The 20106-nt window shown below is 45.9% G+C and carries 21 protein-coding genes; 12 read left to right on the forward strand and 9 right to left on the reverse strand.

All coding sequences use genetic code 11. From position 1 onward, the window contains the following. Positions 1-509 (reverse strand): RNA-guided endonuclease InsQ/TnpB family protein (locus QUB61_RS20265; RefSeq protein WP_445300621.1); only part of this gene is annotated, 509 nt, incomplete at its 3' end. Positions 510-568: 59 nt separating this feature from the next. Between QUB61_RS20265 and QUB61_RS20270 the strand changes: the two genes are divergently transcribed. Continuing rightward, a complete protein-coding gene (locus QUB61_RS20270; protein ID WP_333190088.1) occupies positions 569-754 on the forward strand; it encodes a hypothetical protein in 186 nt (61 codons plus the stop codon). 84 nt (positions 755-838) lie between these two features. Here the strand turns inward: QUB61_RS20270 and QUB61_RS20275 are convergent, their stop codons facing one another. Next, positions 839-2758: a hypothetical protein gene (locus QUB61_RS20275; RefSeq protein ID WP_333131579.1), complete on the reverse strand. Its 1920-nt coding sequence runs from the start codon at positions 2756-2758 to the stop codon at positions 839-841. 37 nt (positions 2759-2795) lie between these two features. Then, positions 2796-4220, reverse strand: a complete 1425-nt coding sequence (locus QUB61_RS20280) for a glycosyltransferase family 4 protein (protein ID WP_333190090.1) — start codon at positions 4218-4220, stop codon at positions 2796-2798. A gap of 76 nt (positions 4221-4296) precedes the next feature. On the opposite strand from QUB61_RS20280, the gene QUB61_RS20285 reads away from it, so the two are divergent. From QUB61_RS20285 to QUB61_RS20295, 3 genes are read left to right on the forward strand one after another with little or no spacing between them, the layout of a single operon-like run. Then, positions 4297-4767 (forward strand): tetratricopeptide repeat protein, encoded by a 471-nt coding sequence (locus QUB61_RS20285; protein WP_333131583.1) that lies wholly within the window; start codon positions 4297-4299, stop codon positions 4765-4767. Then, a complete protein-coding gene (locus QUB61_RS20290; RefSeq protein ID WP_333131585.1) occupies positions 4764-4895 on the forward strand; it encodes a hypothetical protein in 132 nt (43 codons plus the stop codon). Before QUB61_RS20285 ends, QUB61_RS20290 begins: the two co-directional genes overlap by 4 nt. A gap of 2 nt (positions 4896-4897) precedes the next feature. Further along, positions 4898-5863 carry a glycosyltransferase gene (locus QUB61_RS20295; RefSeq protein ID WP_333131586.1) on the forward strand — a complete coding sequence of 322 codons (966 nt, stop codon included), beginning with the start codon at positions 4898-4900 and terminating at the stop codon, positions 5861-5863. 339 nt (positions 5864-6202) lie between these two features. On the opposite strand, the gene QUB61_RS20300 is transcribed toward QUB61_RS20295, so the two are convergent. The 3 genes from QUB61_RS20300 to QUB61_RS20310 form a co-directional block, all read right to left on the reverse strand. After that, complete coding sequence (locus tag QUB61_RS20300; RefSeq protein WP_333131588.1) at positions 6203-6709, reverse strand: DinB family protein; 507 nt, start codon at positions 6707-6709, stop codon at positions 6203-6205. 53 nt (positions 6710-6762) lie between these two features. After that, positions 6763-7044 (reverse strand): antibiotic biosynthesis monooxygenase, encoded by a 282-nt coding sequence (locus QUB61_RS20305; RefSeq protein ID WP_333131590.1) that lies wholly within the window; start codon positions 7042-7044, stop codon positions 6763-6765. Between the two features lie 189 nt (positions 7045-7233). After that, positions 7234-8169, reverse strand: a complete 936-nt coding sequence (locus tag QUB61_RS20310) for a transposase (protein WP_333131592.1) — start codon at positions 8167-8169, stop codon at positions 7234-7236. A gap of 553 nt (positions 8170-8722) precedes the next feature. Here QUB61_RS20310 and QUB61_RS20315 point away from each other — a divergent pair. Beyond that, positions 8723-9424, forward strand: a complete 702-nt coding sequence (locus QUB61_RS20315; protein ID WP_333131594.1) for a diacylglycerol/polyprenol kinase family protein — start codon at positions 8723-8725, stop codon at positions 9422-9424. 153 nt (positions 9425-9577) lie between these two features. Here QUB61_RS20315 and QUB61_RS20320 read toward each other — a convergent pair whose 3' ends face one another. Continuing rightward, positions 9578-9727: an isochorismate synthase gene (locus QUB61_RS20320; RefSeq protein ID WP_333131596.1), complete on the reverse strand. Its 150-nt coding sequence runs from the start codon at positions 9725-9727 to the stop codon at positions 9578-9580. 500 nt (positions 9728-10227) lie between these two features. Here QUB61_RS20320 and QUB61_RS20325 point away from each other — a divergent pair, with 500 nt between their 5' ends. From QUB61_RS20325 to crn3, 7 genes are all read left to right on the forward strand, one after another. After that, positions 10228-11631, forward strand: a complete 1404-nt coding sequence (locus tag QUB61_RS20325) for a nicotinate phosphoribosyltransferase (RefSeq protein ID WP_333131598.1) — start codon at positions 10228-10230, stop codon at positions 11629-11631. Positions 11632-11819: 188 nt separating this feature from the next. Next, positions 11820-12419: a nicotinate-nucleotide adenylyltransferase gene (locus QUB61_RS20330; protein ID WP_333131600.1), complete on the forward strand. Its 600-nt coding sequence runs from the start codon at positions 11820-11822 to the stop codon at positions 12417-12419. Further along, positions 12380-13129: an NrtR DNA-binding winged helix domain-containing protein gene (locus QUB61_RS20335; protein WP_333131602.1), complete on the forward strand. Its 750-nt coding sequence runs from the start codon at positions 12380-12382 to the stop codon at positions 13127-13129. The genes QUB61_RS20330 and QUB61_RS20335 overlap by 40 nt, the downstream gene beginning before the upstream one ends. Positions 13130-13199: 70 nt before the next feature. Next, positions 13200-13493, forward strand: coding sequence for an isochorismate lyase (locus tag QUB61_RS20340; protein ID WP_333131604.1), 294 nt, complete (start codon positions 13200-13202; stop codon positions 13491-13493). Positions 13494-13580: 87 nt separating this feature from the next. Next, a complete protein-coding gene (locus tag QUB61_RS20345; protein WP_333131606.1) occupies positions 13581-15311 on the forward strand; it encodes an NAD+ synthase in 1731 nt (576 codons plus the stop codon). A 7-nt stretch (positions 15312-15318) separates the two neighbouring features. Continuing rightward, positions 15319-16248, forward strand: a complete 930-nt coding sequence (locus tag QUB61_RS20350) for a DUF192 domain-containing protein (RefSeq protein WP_333131608.1) — start codon at positions 15319-15321, stop codon at positions 16246-16248. Between the two features lie 43 nt (positions 16249-16291). After that, positions 16292-16624 (forward strand): CRISPR-associated ring nuclease Crn3/Csx3, encoded by a 333-nt coding sequence (gene crn3, locus QUB61_RS20355; protein WP_333131610.1) that lies wholly within the window; start codon positions 16292-16294, stop codon positions 16622-16624. Between the two features lie 102 nt (positions 16625-16726). On the opposite strand, the gene QUB61_RS20360 is transcribed toward crn3, so the two are convergent. Both QUB61_RS20360 and QUB61_RS20365 read right to left on the reverse strand, forming a co-directional pair. Next, positions 16727-17323: a hypothetical protein gene (locus QUB61_RS20360; RefSeq protein ID WP_333131614.1), complete on the reverse strand. Its 597-nt coding sequence runs from the start codon at positions 17321-17323 to the stop codon at positions 16727-16729. An 84-nt stretch (positions 17324-17407) separates the two neighbouring features. Then, entirely contained in the window at positions 17408-19804 is a 2397-nt protein-coding gene (locus QUB61_RS20365) for an ATP-binding protein (RefSeq protein WP_333131616.1), read from the reverse strand. Between the last annotated feature and the right edge of the window lie 302 nt (positions 19805-20106).

A 20106-nucleotide genomic window follows, 5' to 3' on the forward strand; every position in this document is an offset into this window, starting at 1 on the left:
ACCTTGACGCAAAATTGCACGTAGTACCCATCAGCACGACGCACGATACGAACCCGTTTGATTAACTCAACTGGGTAGGTGTGAATATCCCATTTTCCCAGCAATTTAACCTCACCAATACCTTTTTTATCGATGAAGTTAATACGACGTTTTGATGGGTTCAACTTCCATCCCGATTGCTTGTACTCAACAGAACGACAATTCTTTTTGAACCTTGGATAACCTTTCTTTCCAGGTTTTTTCTTTTTGCAGTTATCGAAAAACCTGTTAATTGCGCGTTCTACATTCTCAACCGATGCTTGACATGCATGGCTGTTTAAGTCCTTAACAAAGTCGAATTCTGCTCGTAGTTGAGTGTTGTACTGGTACAGTTCTTTTTTGCCACAACCGCGATTATCCATCCAATAACGCAATACTTTGTTACGCACAAACTGACTTGTACGAATAGCTTCGTCTATGAACTTGGCTTGACTGGGTTTAACCACTGCTTTGTACTCCAGCACTAACACTCTTGAATCACCTCCTTTTGTTTGATAGCATATATCTAGTATATACGGCATATCTAAATATGGCAACCAAAAAACGATTAAAAAATATACCAATTTTGCATGATGAGGTGAAAACAAAAAAAACAGTAGTATTAACCCCTACGGCTTGGGAGACCATGAAAGTAGAAGCCCGCATTAGAGGGATTAGCATTAGTGAGTTGATAGAGGAGTTTGGGCGCAGTTTAGTAAATAAAAAGCCGTCCTAGAAGGACGGGGCTTGTATCCCATTATCTTGGTCAGGTCAAAAGTGCGTGGGGGACTGTACTCTGGGCCGAATGCTTTCTGCTCGATCACGATCGCTTGTCAACCGCCGCCAGCAAGCGCAGACTTCCGTCTTGAATCTGCACTGCTTTGACCGTTCCCACAGCAACTCTTTGTTGACCGTTAGCCATCGCTACCTCAATCTTAATCTTGGGGTCAGCCTGCAATCCCAGGCGCCCCCACAGCCACTTGACTTGGGTAGCAGGAAAAGAGCGTACTTCTACATCCCAAAAGGGCGAATTAACCCAGCGGCTACCGTCGTAAAAACTCGCTACTTGCACCTGATACCAAACTTGTTGTGCGGCCAATTTTAACTCGTTTTTCGGTTCTGGTTCCAGCCACTCAGCGGGATTGATACTGCTAATTAAAGTAGCAGAACCCTGAATTTGACTCTTGTGGTATTCTAAACTTTCAGCCTGAGAAACGGCTTCCTGAAGTTTGTTGACTAAATTCCGAATTCGACTTCTTGTTTCGCTGTCAGTATCTGATTGCTGGTCGAGCCAATTCATCGCCTCGCGAGTTCCGTCTTGAGAGGCTACAATCAGGGCGCCCCAAGCCTTGACATCGGCGTCGGCGGAATTCACTCTCAAGGCGGCGTCTACGCGGTTCCAGATCCGTCCGCCGTCATTTTTGAGGGTTGTGGCAATTTCGTTACTGTTGCTCGCATCGGCTTCAAATACTTGCAAAGCTTGAGTCCAGCGGCCGTCGATCAATTCTGCGAGAACTTGTTGACCGGGACTGGCCCAAGATGCGATCGCCTGAGCCCGGGTAATTTTAGCGTGAAATTCGATCGTTTCTAGCTGAGCTTGCGCGACTGCGGGCCAATTTTTGCCGGCTTTCCCTTTCGCCACACGCATAACATTTAATGCTGGAGACCACAGCCCGCTTTTGGCGAGTCGCAGCCCATTTTTGTATGTCTCGTCATTGAAGGCAAATTCTTCTAAAGAAATGGCGGTTAACTGAACTGGGTTCGGCAAAAATTTGCGCGGGCCAATTTGATAAAGGGTAAATTGCGGCTCTAAACCAACTGTTTGGTCGATCGCCAACTGCGGGTTTTCCCCCTTAACAATTTGCTGCCAATTCGGCGCTTGTCCGGCCGCACTCGCCCACTCCAACAGGGAGATTAAATGATTTTGGCTGGGGTTGTAGCGAACGACTTGTCCGTAGGGAATTTTCTTGTCGCCGCGCTTTAGTTGACCGCTGACATTAAACCAAATGCCGGAGGCGGGGGGCTTTCCGTCAAAGCGGCGCAGTTCTGTTAGGGGTAGCGACTGATTCGAGGCTTGATTGTTAGATGTAGAGTCAGCTAAAGAAGCCATGACAAAAGATTCCGCAGGGCCTTCTACGTTCATAGAACTTGCTAGCTGAAAATACTGCTCTTTATCGGAACTGCGATCTGGAAGCTGCACCCGCTTGTACACGCGAAGTTCGACAATTTGACGGCAAGGATTTTTGCAAACAGTAGAAGCTTTAACAGTTCTTTCTACCATCACCGGCAATAGCAAATCGGCAATAGAATTATCGCCGGATCGATCGACGGGAAGCGGGAGGGGTTCTCCGGTTACGAATCCCAATTTGCGGACGCTGGCTTTGATTTGATCGAGAGTTTCGATGGAATCTCTGCTACCTGTAGGCAGGCGCGACCATTCCGGCACAAACTGAGAGATCAACTTGTTGCCGTTGGGATCGACAATTAGCTGATAACTCAGCCAAGCGCCGCCTCCCATCAAAGCTGCACAGCCACACAAAACGCTGAGGGCTGTCAAATTTGCTACCAGTCTTTTCCAGGGATATCTGGCGCGAGTTGGGGGAGTAGGTATTAGAAGCTGGGACTCTTGAAGATTTTTGGGGCGTCGGGTTTGGCGACGGCGTCTTGTCGGAGGAGGAGCAACTTTTCGATTTTCTGGGGGTAAGGCTCGATTTTTTGAGGGGTTAATTTTGTGTTCCATCGTCCCATTTTAGAATTTAGATTTTAGAATTTAGAGTTTAAATTTGCAATAGCCGATCGTACTGCCGACCTATGATATCCCAGGTGTATTGGCTTTCAACGAGCGATCGGGCGCTGACAGAGAGATCCTGTCTTAGCTGCTGATTTTCAAACAAACTGGTAATCGCCTCAACATACTCGTGAACTTTGTTCGCCCGCAAGGCCCTTCTCGGTTGTGGGCCGCCATCGACGACTAAACCCTCCAAACCTCGATCGCTGGCAACGACGGGGGTTCCCGCTGCCATCGCCTCCAAAGTTTTATTTTTAATCCCAAAACCAATCCGCATCGGCACCACACAAACAGCAGCTTGATGCAAATATTCTGCCACCCTTTGCACCCGACCTACTACTTGAATTCCCGGGAGTTTCCCCAAGGCGAGCACGGACGGGACTGGCGAGGCCCCGACTAGGGTGAGGGTGGCATCAGGATACCGCTGCTGCAAAGCCGGCAGTATTTGCAAACTGAGAAACCGCGCGGCGTCAATATTGGGCAAATTGTTCATGGCGCCTGCAAAAATTAAGGTGTGTCCTCCCGGATCGATCGACCTGTAGGGAAATTGGACCAAATCCACGCCGTTAGGAATTACCTCAATGGGAGGTACAAAAAAATCTTGTTTTCCTCGCACCCGAACCCGAGGCGACAGCAATTCTAGGAGTTGCTCTCTGTCTGTGGATGTTGTCGCGACAATGCGGGAGAATTTGGAACAGTAGCGTTTTTCGTAGCGGGCGAGTAGCGGTAAATTTAGTCGATCGCGCAGGGGTTTTTCCGAGGTGCCGGTTGCTAACATTTCCCTGCAAGTTCCCCAAACGGAACTGTGAATGTTTGCCACTGTCAGCACTTTTTGCCGCCATTCCGGACGCACGTAAATCTCGTTAACGCTGTGTTCGCAGGTGACAGCATCGCATTTGCCTGCTGTTACCAATTCGTCTGCCCAATTCTGCATTGCTTGGGAGTAGCTTGAGAGTACGTTCGGAGGCGTCCCGGACAACAAAAATCGACCGAATCTGTGGAATTTTCCTATTATTTCAGAGAACCCCCCCTCAGTCCCCCCCTTGTTAAGGGGGGGAGGCAAGAAGCTCTCCTCAAGCCCCTGGTGCAGAGTTTGCCCCCCCTTGCCAAGGGGGGGTTGGGGGGGTACTTGCGGGGAAGCCAAGAAGCGCTCCTCAAGCCCCTGGTGCAGAGTTAGCCCCCCCTTGACAAGGGGGGGTTGGGGGGGTACTTGCGGGTTGGGAAAAACTGCCAATTCTGCAACTTGCTGGCGCAATGCGTCGATTTGTGCGTCGGTGACATCGGGCGATCGCACTGTACCGAGAATTACATTATGCCGCAGGCTCAAGTATTGCAATAAATTAAACGTCCTTACCTGAGTTCCTCCGCGGCTTGGCGGATAGGGAAAAGTCGAGGAAAGCATCAAAATCTTCATGGGATGTGGGATAAATAAAGTTGCCGCTTGCGCGATAAAATTGATTAATAAAAGGTTTTTAACAATCCTCGCACCTATGGACGAATTATCTGTTAAGGCGCTGCTCGAAGACTTGAAAAAGCCCGACGAAAGCGTGCGCGATCGGGCAACTACAGAACTCTGGCGCACTTGGTTTAACCAGAAGGGTGAGTATGGGATGCAAATTCTCAGGCGATCGCAAGTTTCGCTGGATGCAGGCGATGTTCGCCACGCTTTGGATTTGCTGACGAAACTGATCTCCGAAGCGCCGGATTTTGCGGAAGCTTGGAACCGGCGCGCCGTACTTCACTATACCCAAGGAAATTATAAAAAGTCGCTCCACGACTGCCAAACCGTCCTCAAACTGAACCCGGTTCATTTTGGGGCGCTGCACGGTCTGGGTTTGTGCTACGCTGCCTTGGGAGAATACATAAATGCTATTCAAGCTTTTCGCCGCGCTTTGGAAATTCAACCTTTTGCTTTGGTGAATCAAAAGTTAATTCTCGAATGTACAGCTCGTTTGAGTTGAAATCAACTGTGGAGGGAAAGAAGAAGGAAGAAGGAAGGAGGAAGAAGGAAGAAGGAAGAAGGAAGAAGGAAGAAGGAAGAAAATCAATGGTTTCAGAATTTTTTCGCAAACTCAAATCTCAAATCTAAAATTGTCTAAAGTACCCAAAATTAGCGTTTGCATTCCTACTTGCAATCGAGTGGATCTGCTGGCTTGTGCGATCGCCAGCGTGCTAGCTCAAAGTTATACCGATTTTGAATTAATTGTCTGCGATGACGGTTCTACTGACAGCACTCCTCTGTTGATGTCGGAATTTGTCGATCGCGGGATTCGCTACATTCGCCACGCGCAGAATATCGGCAAGAGTAATAATATGCGATCGGGCTTTGCGGCGGCAAGGGGCGAATATTTTATCAAGTTTGACGATGACGATCGCCTGAGCGCGCAATTTTTAGAGCGGACATCGGCTATTTTAGATAAAGACCCCAGCATCGATTTTGTCAGTACCGATCACTGGGTGATCGACATTCACAATTATATTGACGAAAACCAGACGAAACTGAATTCGCAGCGGTGGGGGCGCACCGAGTTATCGCCGGGAATTATTGAAGATTTGCTCTCTGCAGTGTTTCTGAGGCAGAGTTTGCAAATAGGGGCGACTTTGTTTCGGCGCCGCGCTCTGGAAGAAGTCGGATTTCTGCGGCCGAATTTGCAAAATTGCGAAGATAACGATTTGTTTGTGAGACTTGCGATTGCGGGCAAAAAGTGCTATTACTTGCCGGAGCTGTTGATGGAGTATCGAGTTCATGCAGGACAGCAAGGAGTCGATCGGGCAATTCCGTATTTAAGCGATAAATTGCGCTATTTGCTCGGCTACGAATTTGATTCCGAGAAGTTGGAAACAGTCAGGCTCAAAAGGATTGCAGAAACTCAATTAGCGCTAGGTTTGCGACTGATTGAGGTGGGTGAAACTGCAAAAGGGCGCCTGATGGTGCGGGCAGGAAAGTCTGTTTCTGCGGCGAAAATGTGGGCGGGTTTGGGATTGTCGCTGCTGCCGGTGGAGTGGCGGGGGAGGGCTTTTGCGGCTGTGCGGGAGTTGTTGAAACGCCAGTTCTGAAGGCGTAGGATTTCTACAGAATACGCGGCGGTTGAAACTGCGTCTCTACACACAAAACCCGCAAGGCAAGGGTTGAAGAGTCGGCGGTTAACATTACGTTCATAGAGACAAAACTCACCAACACGGGTTTGAATTCTTGATTTTCTTCAGTCCCCTCTGCTAGGACGAGAGGCAAGTGTAGACGAGGTTTTAACCGCCGAGTCTTCTGGCGTGTCCTTCGTGCGTGCAGAAATTATATCAATTCCGGTTGCATTGGAATGATTAAACCGCAGAGAACGCTCTTAACGCAGAGTTCGAGAACACAGAGATGAATACAGGACGATGCTAACGGATTTGATATTATCCCAATGATATAGCGGGTAGCCACGGAATATCTGTAACGCCTGGGTCGTAGCCAAGTTGTTTGAGCAGTGTGGTAATTTGCCCTCTATGGTGAGTTTGATGATTGAACATATGTGCCACCAGAACCCAAGTCGGTAGCACGCGGCATTTACCATCTACATTGCTTGTGTACTCAAACGGTTGACTCAACCAGTCAGGGTTAAGATGTCTAGACCATTCTATAATTTGCCTATCCGTTCTCTCCCGTTCTGCTCTCAAAACCTCAAATTCAGCATACAGTTCTTGACCGATAACGGTAACAGAAAATGGGTGAAAAGTGAAACGACCCATCCATGCTTTGTCACCATACAGTAAGTGATTCAAAGTGCCATGAATCGACTTGAAAAAAGCACCCATATCCTGTTTGCGCTGTTCATCAGGAATTGCCGAGCAGACAGAATATATATTTTGATTCATCCAGCAATTGTACTCTGCCATTAGCTCATAGTAGCTACCGTCGTACATACTCAAAACTTAACCACATAGTGTTAACAACTTACATTATACAAATACGTCTTTCATAATACTCCTGAGTCTAATTGGTCTAGATAAATAAATTCAGGAGCTTTAACTCCCGCTTCCTCTCTAATTTTAACCAGTGCAGGCGACTCAAAGAACGCTCTTGCATCTGTTGTTGATGTCCACGCGGAGAAATGAACGATTTTGTTGGGTTCATTGTCATACTTCAAGACCTGATAGGAGCGCTCTCCAGCTTCTTTTCGGATGCTTTCAGCCAGATCGAATACCTGTTTCCAAGCTTCATAATTTTCTACTTCATGAATAATTAAGACATACTGCATAGCAATAAAGTTTATTGGAACTTTAAGTTGGTGATGCTGCAAATTATAACAGGCGATCGCACATTTTTTTGCCTAAATTGCGATCGCACCACGTCCAAAATGCCAAGCTGTCATCAATGGAAGCGATGGCTTCCCTTCGATCGCAATCACATACTTATGTATCAGGAGTTACTTGACATAATCCCCAGCCTAAAGGCATGGGGATTCTAGGCTCAAACAGCAATTGCAGGCACAGCCTGTCTGACATCGCCTAACCCAACAGTCGATGCCAAGAAAAACCAGCAAGTTATTCTTACTGGCGTTTTCATCCCTCTCATTCAGTGATTGACAGGACGGACAACGCCATTCTCTAGCAGACAAATCAAGACTTTCTAAAACGTGTCCACAACTAGAACAAGTCTTACTACTGGGATACCACTGGTCGATGAAAATAACCAGTTTCTTCTTATTTTTGGCCACCCATTCTAGGATTTGCAGGAATTCACCAAAAGCTAAGTCTGATATCTTCCTACCCCAAAGTCGTTGCATTCCTTTGAGGTTTAAAGTCTCAAAACAAAGAAGGTCGAATTTATCAGTTAGTTCATGGGCTAACTTCCAAAACCAATCACGCCTACGATGAGAAATCTCCTCATATTTGCGTACTAGATTCTTCCTTGCTCGTTCTCTGTTAGATGATCCTTTTAGTTTTTTGGAATGCTGTCTACTAGCTTTTGTGAGGGAATTTAGAGATTGCTTGAAAAATTGGGGTGACTCAATCTTAATACCATCTGAGCAAGTGAGGAATGTTTTCAACCCAAAATCAAATCCAGCGATTTTACCCGTCTTAACTTCAACTTTTGGATTACTACCATCATCAACAACCACAACCATAAACAATTCACCCAACGGAGTGCGTTTTATAGTTAAGGTCTTGACTGTTGCCTCAATCTCTCTAGACTGCCAAAATTGATAAACTCGACTACCAATCTTTACTCTATTGCCACCCAAAAACTTATAGCCTGCTTGTTTTAGGGTGAACGACTTGTATTTCTTGACCTTCTTGAATCCTGGTGGCTTAACTCCTTTATTGTTCTGGTTAAAAAATAATTGGTAGGCTTTGTCAATGCGTTGACAAATATCTTGCACTGCTTGAGAACCTACTGATTGCCAAAACGGTTTTTTTTCCGCAACTTAGCGATATGAGACTGAAGTTTTGCACAGCTTAAATGCTTGCTCCACCTTCGGTAGTACCGTTTATGGAGAGCAATACAATGGTTATAAATCACCCCAGCAGCGTTAATTGTGCGCTTGAGATGTCTATTTCTTTTGTGCTGATATAGCTTAAACTTCAGTGTTTTCATATTACCCATGATACCATAAATGGGTAGCCATTGCATAGCAAAATGAAAGAGAGGTTGAGTATACGGGTTGACCCTCAAAGGCTTGAAAAATTAAGAAGAATTGCTAAACAGAAGCGCAAGACGATGACTCAGTTGATTGAGGACTGGATTGATAGACTACAGGAAGAAAAGTCGCCCGCTTATGGGCGAGGCTTTAAACCCAGCTTTTTGGTAAAAAGTGGTTGAACGCGCGAATTATAGCGGTAAGACTCCATGCACACCGCACCCTACATAATTAGGTTATGCGTAAGTCCTGTAAAGTAGTAAACAGTTCCCCATCTAAGTTTTTCCTAAATATCGTGTCTATATTTTCTGAAATTCCGACTGTGTGGTTGCAAATTTCCCTCGTGGGTATCTGGTTGGGTTTGATTTTACTGGTAGCTGAAGGGTTAAATCGCTTTACTTCTGCCGGTCCTGAAGTATCGCGGAAGGTGATGCACATGGGTAGTGGAAATGTGATTTTGCTGGCGTGGTGGCTGGAAATACCTGGTTGGGTGGCGATTTGGGCGGGAATTATAGCAGGCGCGATCGCCCTAATTTCTTACCAAGTTCCGATTTTGCCGAGTCTTAACAGTATCAACCGCAAGAGTTTCGGGACTTTTTTCTATGCTGTTAGTATCAGCGTTCTCGTGGCTTGGTTTTGGCCGCTGCAACATCCGGAATACGGTACTTTGGGCATTTTAGTGATGACTTGGGGCGACGGATTGGCTGCTGTCATCGGCCAGAAATACGGCAAACATATTTATCGAGTTTGGGGAATGCAGAAGAGTTGGGAAGGTTCTGCAACTATGTATTTGGTGAGTTTTGCTGTTAGCAGTTTGATTTTGCTGGCAGTTCAAGGCGCAGTTTGGCAAACTTGGGCTGTGTCGGCTGTTGTAGCTTTGGTTGCTACTACTTTGGAGTCGGTTTCCAAGCTGGGAATTGACAATCTCACTGTGCCGATCGGCAGTGCTGCGAGCGCCTTTTTCCTAAATCAATTTTGGGTAAATGGTAATTGGTAATTGATAGGTTGGGTAGAAAGAAATGAAACTCAACCTATCAATTACTATTAACAGTTAACAGTTAACAGTCAACAGTCAACAGTTAACAATTAACTGTTGACTGTTCAACTGAATGCCTGTGCGGAACTCGCTAGAAACTGCCTGAATGGCGGCTCATTGTCTCGATCTAGAGCTTTTGGAGAGCGTACCTTCAAAAGGTTGAACTCCACTATTTGGATAGTTGTCATCGCTGGGGCTAAAAATCCGCACCGCTGCTTCCGAAACGTAACGCATCGCGTTTGCCAAAGATTTAGAAAGATTCATAGAATCTGCCTCTCTTATCTGGGTTCTCATAGTTTTATATTACTCTGAGTTTTTGCCTGGGGATCGGTTTAGCAATATTTATTTGAATTACTTATTAGTCTGCAACATCGAAGCAAGCTGAAGGTTTTAGGAATTACGCATTTTTGGGCGATCGACCTTTTCCTGCTAGATTTTTTATTGTTCAACTCAAGCCTGGGCGATCGCACGGACGACGCTCAGAAACCGGGTTTTCTAACTCTGTTCAAGGGCTGCAACCAAATATTTTCCTAAAAAAGCTGGAACGCTTGACTGTTTGTGGTTAATTCCTAAGATTGTTAAATTAGGTATTTTTATGGGTTTTACCATAAAATTCATGCCTAAATCCCCCTGAAATCGGCTAGTCAAGGGCGCAATCAACGAGTTATTCGGACAAATATCTGCAATCTTTATAAAATATTTACAAATATATATGGTGTTAGTCACTATAATTAAAACAAAGAAGTTTGTCCGGGGTTTTTCTTATGAAAACTACCACAGAAAGCCTGCACGTCACAGGTTTTGAGGAAATCTTAGAAGACCGGGAACTGACGGTTTCCTCAGCAGATTGCAGCCTTTTAACCGATCTCTACCAGCTCACGATGGCCGCTTGTTACGTTGGGGAAGGGCTCGACGGGCGGGCCGCGAGTTTTGAGCTGTTCGCGCGCAGGCTGCCAGAGGGTTTTGGCTACGCGATCGCGATGGGCTTGGCTCAAGTGCTCGACTATCTGGAGAAATTTCGGTTTTCTCAGTCGCAAATTCAGGCTTTGCAGTCCACTGGGATTTTTGCTGGCGCCCCGGAGCGATTTTGGACTCTACTCGCCACAGCCCGCTTTACTGGGGATGTTTGGGCGGTGCCGGAGGGGACGGCGGTGTTTGCCAATGAGCCACTGCTGCGAATTGAGGCTCCTCTGTGGCAGGCTCAGTTGGTGGAAACTTATTTGTTAAATGCGATAAATTATCAAACTTTGATTGCGACGCGGGCGGCCAGACTGCGGGATGCGGCGGGCCCGGAGGCTAAGTTGCTGGAATTCGGGACGCGCAGGGCTTTTGGGCCTCAAGCTGCTGTGTGGGCGGCTAGGGCGGCTCTGGCTGCGGGGTTCGACGGAACTTCTAATGTTTTGGCTGCTTTGAAGTTGGGCCGCAAACCTGTCGGTACGATCGCCCATGCTTTGGTGATGGCTGTTGCCGCCCTCGAAGGCAGCGAAAATCACGCGTTTGCAGCTTTTCACCGCTATTTTCCGGGGGCGCCGCTGCTGATCGATACTTACGATACTGTGGCGGCGGCGCGGATGTTGGCCGATCGAGTAAACAGTGGTGAAATGCAGTTGGAAGGCGTGCGGCTGGATTCCGGCGATTTGGCGGTGCTGTCTCGGGAAGTTCGATCGATCCTTCCGGGCGTTCCAATTTTTGCTAGCGGCGATTTGGACGATCGAGAAATTGCTAAATTAAAAAATAGCGGTGCTTGCATTGACGGTTACGGTTTGGGAACAAAGTTGGTCAGCGGTTCCCCTGTCAACGGTGTTTATAAGTTGGTGGAAATTGACGGGATTCCGGTGATGAAAGAGGCAAGCGACAAGGTAACATATCCAGGAAGAAAGCAAATTTTTAGACATCTTGAAAATGGGGAAATTCTCGGAGATTGTTTGGGATTGTCAGGAGAAACTATTAAAAATTGCAATTCTTACATACCATTAATGAACTTGGTTGTCAAGGAAGGCAAACGAGTGCAGAACCAGGAAAGTTTGGATGATATCGCCAAACGAACTGCTGCTTCTGTCGCCAGTCTTCGACCCGAAACTCGTCAACTTGACAACCCGATTTCGCCGCCGGTGGAAATTTCTACAGATTTGCGGAGTCTCACCCAAAAAACCAAAAAGAGTCATTAGTCAGTAGTCATTAGTCAGTAGTCATTAGTCATTAGTCATTAGTCATTAGTCATTAGTCAGTAGTCAACAGTCAACAGTCAACAGTCAACAGTCAACAGTCAACAATCAACAATCAACAGTCAACAGTCAACAGTCAACAGTCAACAGTCAACTATTCCCCATTACCCATTACCCATTACCGATTCCCTATGCAGAAGATTGCTCTTTTTGGAACCAGTGCCGATCCGCCCACAGCAGGACACAAAACAATTCTGAGTTGGCTTTCCCAACATTTTGATTGGGTAGCAGTTTGGGCGTCGGACAATCCTTTTAAGTCGCACCAAACTTCTCTAGAACACCGATCGGCAATGCTGCTGTTAATGATTCAAGAAATTAATTCCCCGAGACACAATCTTTGCTTGCATCCAGAACTCAGCAGTCCGAAAACGCTAAAAACTGTGGAACAAGCAAGATTCCTGTGGCCGGATGCAGAGTTGACACTGGTAATAGGTTCCGACTTGGTGGGGCAACTGTCTCGCTGGTACAAATTTGAAGAATTGTTAAAACAAGTGGAGTTGCTGATAGTACCGCGACCCGGTTATCCGTCAGAAGAATTAGATTTGTGGCAGTTGAGGCGGATAGGTGCAGAGGTGGCGATCGCATCTTTGAATGCTCCCAATGTTTCTTCTACCGTCTATCGGGAAACAGGAGACACCCAAGCTTTGACTCCGACCATCGAAGATTACATCAATAGGGAGCATTTGTACGCATGGCACGAGGCACAAAAAAGGGTGAAGGTTGCTCATTAGCTGACTTTAAAGTAGGAGTAGATAATGTGATTTTCTCCGTCGATAGCGTGCAGAACCGCTTGTTGGTGCTGTTGGTAATGCGGCAAGACGAACCGTTTATCGATTCTTGGAGTCTTCCCGGTACTTTGGTGCGACACGGAGAGTCTCTAGAAAATGCCGCTTACCGGATTTTGTCGGAGAAAATTCGGGTGGAAAATTTGTATCTGGAGCAACTGTATACTTTTGGGGAACCGGGGCGCGATCCTCGGGAATTTACCAGGGGCGATCGCTATCTTTCGGTGAGTTATTTTGCTTTGGTTCGCTTTGAGGAAGCTGAGTTAATTGCTGGGAGTGTAGTGGCGGGTGTGAGCCACCGCGTCGGCGGCATTGCTTGGTATCCCGTGCAACAAGTTCCTAAGCTGGCCTTCGATCACAATCAAATTCTCGAATACGGATATCGGCGACTGCGCAACAAACTTGAATACAGTCCGGTAGCTTTTGAAGTTTTGCCGGATCTTTTTACTTTGAGCGATTTATATCAGCTTTATACAACTATTTTGGGGGAAAGTTTTTCGGATTATTCTAATTTTAGATCTCGATTGTTAAAATTGGGTTTTTTGTGCGATACCGGTGTTAAGGTTTCCCGGGGGGCTGGTCGCCCTGCTAGTTTGTACCGCTTTGATGCGGCCGCTTTTGCTCCTTTCAAAAATAAGCCGTTGGTGTTTATCTAGCTGTTTCTTGGATGACATTCGGGGAACAATTTAGTAACATTAGAATAGAAGCTATTAAGGAGTGTAGGTGATGAAAAACCCTGATGAATGCGCTAATATTCAGGAAGTTAGGGACGAAATTGATATCATCGATCGAGAAGTGATAGAGGCTTTGAGCAAGAGATTTCAATACGTCATCGCGGCTGCAAGGTTCAAAACGAGTGAAGCTAGCGTTCGATCGCCGGAGCGCTTTCAGGCTATGTTACAGCAGCGGCGGGAGTGGGCCGGGGAATCGGGTTTGAATCCTGATGTGGTTGAAAATATTTACCGGGATTTGGTAAATTATTATATTGAGGAAGAGTTGAAACATTACAAATCTGAGTAATGTTTCCCTACATTCAAATCTAGGATTATAGGAAATTCAGTCCGTGCGGGCGGACTGTTAGGAATATTTATTAGGTGATTCGGTTATATGAAAATTGCGATCGCACAACTCAACCCTACTATTGGTGACATCTTTGGCAACTCCCACCTAATTCTGGAGGCTGCGAAAAAAGCGGAGGTTGAGGGCGCAAATTTATTGCTAACACCGGAACTTTCTCTGATCGGTTATCCGCCGCGCGATTTGTTGATGAACCCCAGTTTCATTGCAGCTGCAGGTGCACAGTTGCAGCAACTGGCGCAAGCTTTGCCGCCGAAGTTGGCAGTCATAGCCGGCACTGTCGTACCTAATGTTAATGCTGTTCAACTCGGCGGAAAATCATTGTTTAACAGCGCTGCTTTGTTGCAAAATGGCGCCGTCAAAAAAGTTTTTCATAAACGCTTGTTGCCTACTTATGATGTATTTGATGAAGACAGATATTTTGAACCGGGAGAAAACAGCAATTATTTTACTATTGGCGAACTCAAAATTGGCGTGACAATTTGTGAAGATTTGTGGAACAATGAGGAGTTTTGGGGTAAACGCAGTTACGCAGGCGATCCAGTTTCCGATTTGGCAAAATTGGGCGTAGATTTAGTGGTGAATTTGTCGGCATCGCCTTATTCTGCGGGAAAGCGGGGAGTGCGATCGGCTATGTTGCAGCACAGCGTCATCGGCTGCGGGATACCGATTATTTACGCTAATCAGATAGGGGGAAATGACGATATCATTTTTGACGGCAGCAGTTTTGCTGTGAATCGAAAGGGTGATTTGATTGAGGTATTAGCTTCTTTTGAAACTGATTTGGCGGTGGTGGAATATGACGCAGCTAAACAAGATTTAGTGGGCAGCAATCAGCAAAGTGCAGCAGGAGTTGAGGCGGCGCCGTTGAGTTTTTATCCGGCGGTTGGAGATGCAGAAATTTGGGCGGCTTTGGTTTTGGGAGTGCGAGATTATGTCCGCAAGTGCGGTTTTTCCAAGGTTGTACTCGGTTTGAGCGGCGGGATAGATTCGGCTTTGGTGGCTGCGATCGCCAGTTGCGCGATCGGGCCGGAAAATGTTCTAGGGGTGTTGATGCCTTCTCCTTACAGTTCGGATCATTCGGTTAATGATGCTTTGGAATTAGCCCGAAATCTGGGTATCGCGATCGAACTATTGCCGATCGGCGATTTGATGAAAACTTACGATCGCACTCTCGCCGATTTGTTTGTCAATACAACTTTCGGGATTGCTGAGGAAAATATTCAATCGCGGATTCGAGGCAATTTGTTGATGGCAATTTCTAATAAGTTCGGACATTTGCTGCTTTCAACTGGCAATAAGTCGGAAATGTCGGTTGGTTACTGCACTCTCTACGGCGATATGAATGGGGGATTGGCGGTGATTTCTGATGTGCCGAAAACTCGCGTTTATTCGCTTTGTCGGTGGCTTAATTCTGAGTTTGAGCAGGGGAAAGATGATGCTCTGTTGGGAAAAGAAATTATTCCGGTTAATATTATTAATAAAGCCCCGAGTGCTGAACTGAAACCGGGGCAAACAGACCAAGATTCTTTGCCGGCTTACGATGTTTTGGATGACATATTGCAGCGGTTTATAGAACATCATGAATCTGCCCAACAAATTATCGCTGCGGGACACGATGCAGCGGTGGTTAAACGTGTAGTAAAATTAGTGACGCAAGCGGAGTTTAAACGGCGGCAAGCAGCCCCGGGTTTGAAAATTAGCGATCGAGCTTTTGGTACCGGTTGGCGGATGCCGATCGCCAAAGTTTCCTCTTATTAAAAGCAAAATGGTTAACATCGACGGTACTTTCGGCTTGGATTTTCTCCTGGGAACTCTCAGCAACGATACGATGAGAGGGTTTGCGGGTAATGACACTATTCAAGGTTTGGGGGGAAATGACCGTATTTTTGGCGATCGGGAAAATGACTTGCTCGCTGGAGATGAAGGCGCTGATACGGTGTCTGGCGGGCAAGGAAGCGATACAATCTATGGAGGACAAGGTGAAGATGGGATTTTTGGCGATCGGGGTCACGATTTGCTAATAGGCGGCGAAGGCAGGGATATCTTGACAGGAGGCGCGGGGGAGGATTTATTTATAATTGAAAGAACCTCGAGCGCATCTACTATTACTGAAGCCGATCTAATTACAGATTTTGGCAACGGCAATGATAAAATTGTATTGACAGAAGGCATGAAGTTTAGCGATTTAGAGCTTTCTGTTGCCGACAACCAAACTGTTATGAAAGATAAAAATTCGGGCAAATATTTAGGAGTTGTTTTGAGAAACTCTAATCTGACTGAATCCAACTTTATGTCGCTGTTGGGCGGAATAGATATGGGTCAGCTTTTGCCAATTTCTGTTAACACGATCGTAGCCGAGCGCGCGATCGGACTGGAAGTGGCGAAAACTCCTCAAGAACAAGCCACAGGTTTAATGTTTCGGACAGAATTACCCGATGACAGGGGAATGTTTTTCCCGATCGAACCCGCGCGAAACGTGCGTTTTTGGATGAAAAACGTGTTGATTGAGCTCGATATGGTTTTTCTGCGGGAAGGCGTAGTGCAGGCGATAATTCCTAACGTACCGCCGTGTTTGAGCGAAACCTGCCCCAACTACGGCCCGGATGTTCCCGTTGACGGAGTTATTGAACTCAGAGGCGGAAGGGCGGCCCAATTGGGACTCAAAGTTGGCGATCGGATTCCCAATTTACCCTAAAAGGTATATGATTTTATCGCAGCATTCAACATTTGTGCATCCCATGAACCCTATTGAATTAAAAATAATCCCCAATCAAACTCAAGACGGTTTAGCTTACCAACATTTGCGCTTGCGAATTAAAACTCAAGACGGTATCATCACACCCGATGATTTACAAGGTTTGAAACTTCCTCAAGATGTTCAATTCAGTCAAGGAGTTGTCATTGAAGGTAGAGGAGCAATTTGGTTGTACGGGTATTTAGTGCACGAATGTCATCCTGCGGCTTGGGTTGGATGTTACGATCCGCGATTAGAAGGTGCGGTGGTAGTAGCGACGCACAAGCACGAGGTATCTGTTGGACAGGTATTAAAATTGAGTTTACCGAGTGATTAAATTAGATGGTGTGGGGTAAATTAACCGCAATATTTGTAGGGGCGGGTTTTACGAACAATCTTTCATTCACATCTACAATATTTATAAACCCGCCCCAGCGACTTATTCTATGAAGCTTCTCAAAATACCGATTATTTTTCCCAGATTACCGACAAAATACTCATTTAGATCGAGCGAGATAGTCTGGTCTTCTAGCTGCATAAATTTCCAGAGGCTGCCAGTCGTCACCACTCCGTAAACTTTCTTAATTTCATTGCCTTTTTGTTGGTTAAACAACTGAGCTGCGATCGTTTCAGCCATACATTGAGCCAAACCCGATTCTATATTATCATTTTTGGCTTCGACTAAAGCAATAACCGGCGCTTCGATAATTAGCTGTTCAGGGGATTTGCTAATCAGGAAATCGCAAAATCCATTTAAACCTCTCAGGCTATCTACCGTAAAATCTTTACCTGAAAATAAACCTATTCGATTGTTGAATTGTTTTCTGAGTTCAATCAAAATTGGCGCTACGATCATTTCCGATCTTGATTTTTCCGAGTTAATTGCCAGAGCTAACGGAATATTGTACTCTAGGGTTTCTGATAAAAACTGGCTGTAGGTAGCCTCGGGAATCTCTGCAAAAAGTCCGAATTGTTCCAAGAGAGTTACTCCAAATTCTGACTTGATTTGTTCGAGCCTAAATTGGCTGTAGGGCATTTTAAAAACTCTCTAATAAAAAAGACTTGTAAAACTAGATTTTATCACGCGATCGCCCAAAAACAATTTAATTTTAATTAAAATTTATCCCTTCACAGGCAAAACAATCGCAAACTCAGTGCCAATACCTGGCTCAGCATTCACCTCAATGCTTCCCCCATGTTTTTCTACCGCAATCTGATGGACAATTGCCAACCCCAATCCTGTTCCTTTTCCGACACCTTTCGTCGTGAACAAATGGTCGAATATGTGCTGTTTCACTTCGTCTTTCATCCCGGTACCGTTATCAGCAATTTTAATTTTAATATGCCCTTCGAGTACCTCAGTGCAAATCGTGATGCGGTTGGGATTGGCGGCAATTTCGCTAAAAGTGCGTCCTACATTTGACTCTTCTAAGGCATCGATCGCATTGGCAAACAAATTCATGAAAACTTGATTTAATTGACCGGGAAAACACTCGATTTTAGGTAGATCGCCGTATTTAGCCATCACTTCGATCTGCGGACGGTGGTCGTTTGCTTTGAGGCGGTGTTTCAAAATTAAAATAGCGCTATCAATACCTTCGTGAATATTAAAAGGAACTTTGTAGTCTTTGTCGCCTCGGGAGAAGGTACGCAAACTCGTGCTGATGCTGCAAATGCGATCGCACCCGACTTCCATTGAATCAATCATCTTGGGTAAATCTTCCAAGAGATAATCGAGGTCTATTTCTTGGGCGTGGTCGGCAATTTCCGATTTCGGTGCATCCGAGCGATAGAATTCTAAGTGTTCTATAACATCTTCCAAACTCCTTTTAGCTTCGCTTAAATTGCCAGAAATAAACCCAATCGGATTGTTGATTTCGTGGGCGACTCCGGCGACTAAATTACCCAAAGCCGACATTTTCTCGCTTTGCACGATTTGCAGTTGCGCTTGCTGTAAATTTTTTAAAGTTTGTTCGAGCTGTTGATTTTGCTCTTGCAAAAGTTCCGCTGCTTGCTTGCGATCGGTGGCATCAACACCCAAACCAATAATCCCGATCGTCTCGCCCTGGGAATTTTTTAACTGCACTTTCGTGACTTCTAAACAGTGTTGTTTGCCGTCAACAAATCTGAGAATTTCGCTGGAGTAATGCGGCAAATCTTGGGCAAGGCAGGCGGCATCTGAAACCAGACAGCCCGCTGCATCCTCTCCCAGTAGATCTTTGTAATGATCGACAGCTAGGAAAGCGCTCAGAGGCGCGCCCACATCTTGACAAAAGGTTTTGTTCACAAACTGTACTTTACCACTGGGATTAACCATCCAAATCCAAATCGGAGCGACATCAAGAATCGCTTGCAGCATTTGTTTCTGATCGGCAAGCTGAGCTTCGGTTCGGCTAATTTTTACTAGCGATCGTTCTAATTGTTGGTTGTAATCCTGATATTTTTTATAGAGCAGAGCATTTTGCAAACAGATGGCTGCCTGGGAACACAGGAGATTGAGAAGTTGTAGGCGCTCGCGGGTAAAAACTCTTGCGGTTAAGCGATTTTCCAGATACAAAATGCCGACTAAGTTGCCTCCATCAAGAATCGGCCAACACAACACGCTCTGCGGTTCGTATTTGAGGATGTAGGAGTCGGAATGCCAATCATCTTTTTGAGCGATGTCCCGAACAATTACAGGTTTCAACAAGTTTTTAACGCAGTCAACAATTTTGAGGGGCAAAATCTCGCTGTTTTCATCCAGTGTTGCGGATGATAAGTCGATCGCCCGCTCGACTCCTGAATTGTCAAGAGCGCTTGTAGCAGCGATTTCCCATTGATTGCCGTTTGGCAAAATCAGCGCTGCTTTGTCAGCTGCTGTATTTTTCATCGCCAGTTGTATCAGTTTGGCAATCAGTCGATCGAGCTCTCTTTCACTAGAGAGTGCTTGACAAGCTTTTAGCAGAGTTGAAAAATTCCCGAAATCTGAGACGCTCGCCGACACAGACGGATGAATGGATGGATTGAGCGATTGATTGTGCTTGGCAGGTGTTGCGAAAGTTGCTAATGGATTTGCAGCGAGTTTTGCTGGCTCCACAATCGGTTTCAACAATTGAGGGTAGCGTTTTTCTAAGTCGTCAATTTTGGCTCTATCTCCCCAGCGCACATAGCAATCATAGGCATCTATCATGTAGACTCGCGCAATTTTTTCTCTTCCCAAGGAGACGTAAAACTTAGCAGCGAGTTCGCAAGCAAGAGCTTCTTCATTCCAATATTCGTTAGCTTTAGCTCCGGTAATAGCTCGATCGTACATTTCCATGGCTTCTGCTGTTTGCCCCAAAACGCGGAGCCATTCTGCCTCAACCAGATCGAACTTGTGTTGGTAATTGAGCGGGGTATGGTGCGCCAATGCTTTGAGTTTTTTCTGACTAGCCCCAACGCGCTTAAGGATTTGTTGGCGCTCCGTCGGTGCCGCACTTGCATAAATTGCCAAATATGCCAGCGCATCGTAAAAGTCGTGCATCATCGTTACTAGCATCGATCTACAATTCCCCAGATAAGGTTTACATACATTTACCCTGTCGATTGGCTTGGGATTACGGATCGAATATATCCCGAATCCGTCGCCTATTTTTGCTCGATTTTACCCCCCCTAAATCTGGTCGATAACAGCCGAGATTAATTCAAATATTAGGACGCTTCATATATTTGTAAATAACTGGGCTTTGTTCGAGTTCGTCGAGAATGTCTGTTGGCTTGAGGACTATTTGGAGCGATGCAATTAACGACGGCTGCTTTACTCGATCGTATTCTCGGAGTACCGCGTTGCAGAAAATTTCC

Source organism: Microcoleus sp. C2D2 (genome assembly GCF_036702495.1).
Lineage (GTDB): Bacteria > Cyanobacteriota > Cyanobacteriia > Cyanobacteriales > Microcoleaceae > Microcoleus.